Raw genomic sequence first — 6,605 nt, forward strand, 5'->3', positions numbered from 1 at the left:
GTGCCCGTGGCCGAGGCGTCAGGCCGGGCCGCGCAGGACCGTCACGCCCCGCGGCTCCAGCAGGCCCGGGGTGCCGTGCAGGAGCTCGCCGGGCAGGCCGGCCAGTTCGACCGGTTCGGCCGTGCGGTTGATCAGGAAGTGGAAGTCGCCGCGGACCGCCAGTTCCACCCGGCCGCGCAGCTCCGCCGGCAGTTCGCTCCGCACGCCGGCCCGGCCGAGCAGGTCGCGCAGCACCGGTGCCAGGCCGTCCGGGCCCAGGTGGGTCGACACGTACGCCGCCGAGCCCGTTCCCACCGTGCGCCGGGTGATCGCCGGGGCGCCGCCCTAGTACGACGCCAGCACCTCCACGTCCGGCCCGGTGACCGTGATGCCGTCGGTCCACACCGTGCCGGTCAGGCCGTTGTCCAGCTCGGCCCGCTCGTCGTCGCCCAGCGGGGCGAACTCTTCGATCCGGATGCCCAGCAGGTCGCGCAGCGGTCCCGGGTAGCCGCCGAGCCACACGTGGTCGTGCTCGTCGACGATGCCCGAGAAGTACGTGGTGACCAGGTGACCGCCGGCCGACACGTACGCCTGCAGGCGCTCGCCCAGCGCGGACGGGACCACGTGCAGCACCGGCGCCACCACGAGGTCGTAGCCGGACAGGTCCGTATCCACCGGCACCACGTCCGCCCGTACGCCCAGGTCGAGGAACGCCGAATACCAGTCAAGCGCCTCCTGGCGGTAGCGCAGCCGGTCCGTCGGGTGCGAGTCCTGCTCGCTGGCCCACCAGGAGGTCCAGTCGAACAGGATCGCCGCGCGGGCCGGGGTCTGCGCCGTACCCGCGACCGGGGCCAGCTGCCGCAGCGTCTCGCCCAGCCGGACCACCGACCGGTAGATCTCGCTGTCGGTCCCGGCGTGCGGCAGCATCGCCGAGTGGTACTTCTCCGCGCCGGCCCGGGACTGGCGCCACTGGAAGAAGCAGACCGCGTCCGCGCCGTGGGCCACGTGCGTCAGCGAGTCGCGGGCCAGCTCGCCCGGCTTCTTCGGCACGTTGATCGGCTGCCAGTTGACCGCGCTGGTCGAGTGTTCCATCAGGAACCAGGGCCGGCCGCCGGCGATGTGCCCGGTCAGGTTGGCCGAGAACGACAGCTCGTCCTGGGCCCGGGGGCCTCGCTGCACGTAGTGGTCGTTGGAGACGAAGTCGACCTCGGCCGCCCAGTCGGCGTAGTCCATCGGCTTCTGCTCGCCCATCACCATGAAGTTGGTGGTGGCCGGGATCTGCGGGGTCAGCTCGCGCAGCACGTCCCGTTCGGCGCGCAGGTAGTCCTTGAGCGCGTCGGAGGAGAACCGCTTGAAGTCGAGCTGCTGGGTCGGGTTCGGGTGGGTCGCGGCCTGGCGCGGCGGCAGGATCTGCGCCCAGTCGCTGTAGTGCTGCGACCAGAACGCCGTGCCCCAGGCGGCGTTCAGCGCGTCCAGGTCGCCGTAGCGCTCGATCAGCCACGTGCGGAACGCCGCCGCCGCGTCGTCGGAGTAGTCGTAGACGTTGTGGCAGCCCAGCTCGTTGGAGATGTGCCAGGCGGCCAGCGCCGGGTGGTCGCCGTAGCGCCCGGCCATGGTGCGGACCAGCCGCAGCGCGTGCTCGCGGAAGATCGGCGAGGTCGGCCGCCAGTGCTGGCGCCCGCCCGGCCAGATGGTCGCGCCGTGCGCGTCGACCGGCAGGATCTCCGGGTGCTTCGCGGTCAGCCACGGCGGCGGGGACGCCGTCGCCGTGGCCAGGTCGACCGCGATGCCACCCGCGTGCAGCAGGTCCATGACCTCGTCGAGCCAGCCGAAGTCGTACTCGCCCTCGGCGGGCTCCAGCCGTGCCCACGAGAAGATCGCGAGCGAGACGATGGTGACGCCGGCGGCCCGCATGGCCCGTACGTCCTCGTCCCACGTGGAGCGCGGCCACTGCTCCGGGTTGTAGTCGGCGCCGTAGGCCAGGGCGGGTGCCCGGTCGTGCAGGCGCAGCCAGCGGTAGGGGGTTTGCACGCGATCTCCTCGGGGGGACGTCACTTGACGGTGAAGCCCTGCTCGTTGCCGTACTTCGCGGTCTGGTCCTGCCACGCCTTCAAGCCGTCGGCCAGCGGCGTCGCCGACACGTAGGCCTTGCCCACGGTGTCGTTGAAGATGCTGTTCGCGTACACCTGGAAGGGCAGGTAGGACCAGCCGGACACCACGTTCTGCGCGGACTGGGCGAAGATCTCGTTGGCCTTCTGGCCGCCGAAGTACTTGAACTCGGTGTTGAGGAACTCGGGCTTGGCGATGTCGGCCGAGGTGGCCGGGAACGCGCCCTCCTTGATCCGGGAGTCCTTGCCCTCGTCGACCGCCGCGTACTTCAGGAACGCGTACGCCAGCGCCTTGTTGGCCGACTTCTCCGGCACGGCGAGCGAGCTGCCGCCGTTCTCCGCGCTGGCCTTGCCGCCGGCCTCCCACTGCGGCATCGGGGCGACACGCCACTTGCCGGACGCGGCCGCCGCGCCGGTGACCAGGTTGCCCGGCATCCAGGCGCCGGTGGGCAGGCTGGCGATGGTGCCGTCGCCGAGCGCCTTGAACCACTCGTCGGACCACGGCGGGATCGACGCGACCAGCTTCTCGGTGATCATCGGCTGCCAGGTCTGGGCGAACTTGGCCGCGCCCGGGTCGGCGAGGTTGATGGTGACGTCGGTGCCCGAGGTCTGGAACGGCTTGCCGCCGGCCTGCCAGATCATGCTGGTGGTGAAGCCGGCGTCGCCGCTGTCCCCGGTGATGTAGACCTTCGGGTCGGCCTTGTGCAGCTTGCGGGCGGCCTCGACGTACTCCGCCCAGGTGGCGGGCACGGTGATGCCGTGCTTGTCGAAGACCTCCTTGTTGTAGAACAGCGCCATCGGGCCCGAGTCGATCGGCAGGGCGTAGACCTTGTCACTGCCGAGGGTCACCGAGTTCCACGGGCCGGGGGTGAAGGTGGTCTTCAGGCCGGACGCGCCGTACCCGCCGACGTCGGCGATGGACTTGGCCAGGGCGAACTGGGGCAGCGCGTAGTACTCGATCTGCGCCACGTCGGGCACGCCGCTGCCGGCCGCGATCGCGTTCTGCAGCGCCGTGTACTGCTTGTCGCCGGTGCCGGCGTTGACCAGCTCGACCTTCACGTTGGGGTACTTGGTCTGGAAGCTGGAGACCACGTTCTTGAGCGTGTTGTCCCACGCCCACACGGTCAGCGAGCCGCCCTTGGCCAGCGCGGCGTCGACGTCGGCCGCGGACGTGCTGCCGCCGGACGTACCCGTGCCGGAACTGTCGTCGTTGCCGCCGCAGGCGGCCAGCGCCAGCGTCGCGGCGGTCGCCGCGGCGACCACCTTGAGGAATCGTGTCATCTGGTGTCCTTTCGGGGGAAATTCATTCTTTGACGCTGCCGGCCGCCAGGCCGGACTGCCAGTAGCGCTGCAGCAGGAGGAACGCCGCGAGCAGCGGCAGGATCGTGAGGAGCGATCCGGTGATGACCAGGTTGAACACGGCCTCGCTGCCGGCCGTCTGGGCCTGCTCGTTCCAGGCGTTCAGGCCGATGGTGAGCGGGTACCAGTCCGGGTCCTTCAGCATGATCAGCGGAAGGAAGTAGTTGTTCCAGGTGACGACCATGTTGAAGAGCAGCGCCGTGACGATGCCGGGGCCCAGCAACGGCATGGAGATCCGGAAGAAGGTCCGGAACTCCCCCGCGCCGTCGACCCGCGCGGCCTCCAGCATCTCGTCGGGCACGGCCTGGGCGGAGAAGGTCCACATCAGGTAGAGCCCGAACGGCGAGACCAGCGACGGGATGATCACCGACCACGGGGTGTTGGTCAGGCCCATCTTGCTGAACATGAGGAACGTCGGGACGGCCAGCGCGGTGCCGGGCACGGCGACGGCCCCGATCACGATGGCGAAGACCGCGCGCCGGCCCACGAAGTTGAACTTGGCCAGGCCGTACCCGGCCAGGGTGGACAGCAGCGTGGCCCCGCCGGCGCCGACCACCACGTACATGACGGTGTTGCCCAGCCAGCGGACGAAGACGCCGTCGTCGTAGGTGAACGTCTGGCGCAGGTTCGACCAGAGGGCGAACTCCCCGTCGTCGAACCACAGGCCGAACGAGGAGAGCAGGCCCTGCTGCGTCTTGGTCGCGTTGATCACCAGCCAGACCAGCGGGATCAGGCTGTAGATGGCCACCAGGCCGGTGAGCAGCGTCAGCACGGTGCTGCGGCGCGGGGCCCGGCGGTACGGCTTGAACCTGGTGCGCGGGACGTCAGCTGTACGCCCGGAGGAGGACGACGACGACTGCACGGTGGTGGTCATCAGATCTCCCTCGTGCCGCGGAGCTGCACGACATAGGCGATGACCATCGTGATGAGACCCATGATGATCGCCACGGTGGCCGCGTAGTTGTACTGCTGGCCGGAGAAGGACAGCTGGTAGGCGTACATGTTGGGGGTGTATCCGGTGGTGAGCACGTTCTTGGCCAGCGGCCGCAGGATGGCCGGCTCGTTGAAGAGCTGGAAGCTGCCGATCACCGAGAAGATGGTGGCGATCACCAGGGCGCCGCGGATGGCCGGCAGCTTGATCGCGGTGATGATCCGGAACTGCCCGGCCCCGTCGATCTCCGCGGACTCGTAGAGCGAGGCCGGCACCACGCGCAGCGCCGAGTAGAAGATGAGCATGTTGTAGCCGACGAACTCCCACGTCACGATGTTGCCGATGGAGGCGAGCGCGAGGCTGCCACCCAGCGGGTCGGGCAGCGTGATGTTCAGCGCGTCGTTGATGTTGCCGACCAGGCCGAACTGGGGGCCGTACATGAAGCCCCACATGAGCGTGGCGACCACGGCGGGCACGGCGTACGGCAGGAAGATGGTGACCCGGAAGAACGCCTTGCCGTAGAGCCGTCCGCTGTCGATGGCCAGCGCCACCAGCAGGGCCAGGATCAGCATGATCGGCACCTGGACGACCAGGAAGAGCGCGACCCGGCCGAACCCGGCCCAGAACTGCGCGTCCTGCAGGGCCTGGGTGTAGTTGTCGAGCCCCACGAACGAGTTGCCGCCGATGAGCCGGTTGCGGTACAGGCTCAGGTAGATCGAGTATCCGATCGGAGCCAGGAAGACCAGGGCGAAGACGGCCATGAACGGGCCGACGAACTTCCAGCCCGCCCAGGAACGGCGTTTTCTGCTCACGACGAGGGTGTCGGCCATGCGTTGTCATCCTTCCCGCCGCTCGGCCGTTGCCGCGGCGACTCCCAGATGTTTGCGTTAACATCACGCTCCGCGCGGGCTCCGCCTGCTGGTGTTTCGTGGAGATGAGCGAAGTGATGTTTACGTAAACATCGGGGTGATAGTTTCACTGCGTTTCCGGCTCGTCAAGAAGGAGTTGCCAACGATGACCGCTGGCCGAACCCGCCGCCCGGCCCGAGGGGTCTCGATGGCGGACGTCGCCCGGCTCGCCGGCGTCTCGTCGCAGACGGTCTCGCGGGTGTCCACCGGGCACCCCAGCGTGGTCGAGTCCACCCGCCAGCAGGTGCTGGCGGCCATGCGGCAGCTCGGTTACCGCCCCAACAGCGCCGCGCGGGCCCTGAAGCGGGGCGAGTTCCGCACCATCGGCGTCATCCTGTTCACCCTGGCGACCACCGGCAACAGCCGCACGGTCGAGGCCATCGCCGGCTACGCCGCCAAGGAGGGGTACGCGATCACGCTCATCCCGGTGGCGGCGCCCACTCAGGACGGCGTGCTGGGCGCGTTCAGCCGGCTCGGCGAGCTGGCGGTGGACGGCATCATCGTGATCATGGAAGTCCACCTGCTCGACGCGGCCAACCTCAACCTGCCGCCGGGCGTCCAGGTCGTGGTGGTGGACTCCGACGCGGGCGACCGCTACCCCGTCGTCGACACCGATCAGGCCGACGGCGCCCGGCAGGCCGTACGGCACCTGCTGGAACTGGGCCACGAGACGGTCTGGCACGTGACCGGGCCGGCCGAGTCGTTCGCCAGCGAGCGCCGCACCCAGGCGTGGCGCCGCACCCTGCTGGAGGCCGGCCGGACTGTGCCGCCGGTGCAGCGCGGTGACTGGACGGCCGATTCGGGCTACCGCGCCGGGCTGGTCCTGGCGGCCGAAGCGGAGTGCACCGCGGTATTCGCCGCCAACGACCAGATGGCACTGGGCCTGCTGCGGGCGTTCCACGAGCGCGGCCGGACCGTTCCGCGCGACGTGAGCATCGTCGGCTTCGACGACATCCCGGACTCGTCCTCGTTCATCCCGCCCCTGACCACGGTGCACCAGGACTTCGCCGAGGTGGGCCGGCGCTGCGTGCAGGGCCTGCTGCGGCAGATCCGCAACGAGCCGGAAGGCCCGGGCACGGTGCTGGTCCCGACCCGCATGGTGGTGCGGGGCAGCACGGCTCCCCCGAGCTCCCGCCGCGAATGAACCCCGGCCGCGCGCGGCCACGGTACGGTGCAGCCATGTCGGCACAGGGCGCACCGCCCCCGGTGTGGTGGCGCCGGTGGGCGAGCCTGCCGGTTCTGCTGGCGCTGCTGTTCGCCACGACGGCCGTCGCCGCGTCCAGCGAGGCAGCGGCCGCGAGCGGCCCCGGCCGTGTGCCG

General features: G+C 70.0%; 5 protein-coding genes and 1 pseudogene. 1 reads left to right on the forward strand and 5 read right to left on the reverse strand.

The annotated features are described in order from the left end of the window. Positions 1-18: 18 nt before the first annotated feature. The 5 genes and pseudogenes from AB0C29_RS27270 to AB0C29_RS27290 form a co-directional block, all read right to left on the reverse strand. Positions 19-234 (reverse strand): Beta-galactosidase C-terminal domain, encoded by a 216-nt coding sequence (locus tag AB0C29_RS27270; protein ID WP_360825679.1) that lies wholly within the window; start codon positions 232-234, stop codon positions 19-21. Next, positions 214-2,085, reverse strand: a pseudogene (locus tag AB0C29_RS27275) (beta-galactosidase); the annotation flags it as partial. The gene AB0C29_RS27270 and the pseudogene AB0C29_RS27275, both read right to left, overlap by 21 nt. After that, positions 2,031-3,368, reverse strand: a complete 1,338-nt coding sequence (locus AB0C29_RS27280; protein WP_360825667.1) for a sugar ABC transporter substrate-binding protein — start codon at positions 3,366-3,368, stop codon at positions 2,031-2,033. The gene AB0C29_RS27280 and the pseudogene AB0C29_RS27275, both read right to left, overlap by 55 nt. 22 nt (positions 3,369-3,390) lie before the next feature. After that, a complete protein-coding gene (locus AB0C29_RS27285) occupies positions 3,391-4,320 on the reverse strand; it encodes a carbohydrate ABC transporter permease (RefSeq protein ID WP_360825670.1) in 930 nt (309 codons plus the stop codon). Further along, positions 4,320-5,207, reverse strand: coding sequence for a sugar ABC transporter permease (locus AB0C29_RS27290; RefSeq protein ID WP_360825673.1), 888 nt, complete (start codon positions 5,205-5,207; stop codon positions 4,320-4,322). The genes AB0C29_RS27285 and AB0C29_RS27290 overlap by 1 nt, the downstream gene beginning before the upstream one ends. A gap of 184 nt (positions 5,208-5,391) precedes the next feature. On the opposite strand from AB0C29_RS27290, the gene AB0C29_RS27295 reads away from it, so the two are divergent. Further along, complete coding sequence (locus tag AB0C29_RS27295; RefSeq protein ID WP_360825676.1) at positions 5,392-6,429, forward strand: LacI family DNA-binding transcriptional regulator; 1,038 nt, start codon at positions 5,392-5,394, stop codon at positions 6,427-6,429. The last annotated feature ends 176 nt before the right edge of the window (positions 6,430-6,605 follow it).

Origin of the sequence: Actinoplanes sp. NPDC048791, from assembly GCF_040650095.1 — a bacterium.
In the GTDB taxonomy this organism is placed as follows: domain Bacteria; phylum Actinomycetota; class Actinomycetes; order Mycobacteriales; family Micromonosporaceae; genus Actinoplanes.

What these genes read in the sequence shown, in the direction of transcription:
- AB0C29_RS27295 (WP_360825676.1), top strand. Translation starts at nt 5,392, where the DNA reads ATGACCGCTGGCCGAACCCGCCGCCCGGCCCGAGGGGTCTCGATGGCG.
- AB0C29_RS27285 (WP_360825670.1), bottom strand. Translation starts at nt 4,320, where the DNA reads ATGACCACCACCGTGCAGTCGTCGTCGTCCTCCTCCGGGCGTACAGCT.
- AB0C29_RS27290 (WP_360825673.1), bottom strand. Translation starts at nt 5,207, where the DNA reads ATGGCCGACACCCTCGTCGTGAGCAGAAAACGCCGTTCCTGGGCGGGC.
- AB0C29_RS27280 (WP_360825667.1), bottom strand. Translation starts at nt 3,368, where the DNA reads ATGACACGATTCCTCAAGGTGGTCGCCGCGGCGACCGCCGCGACGCTG.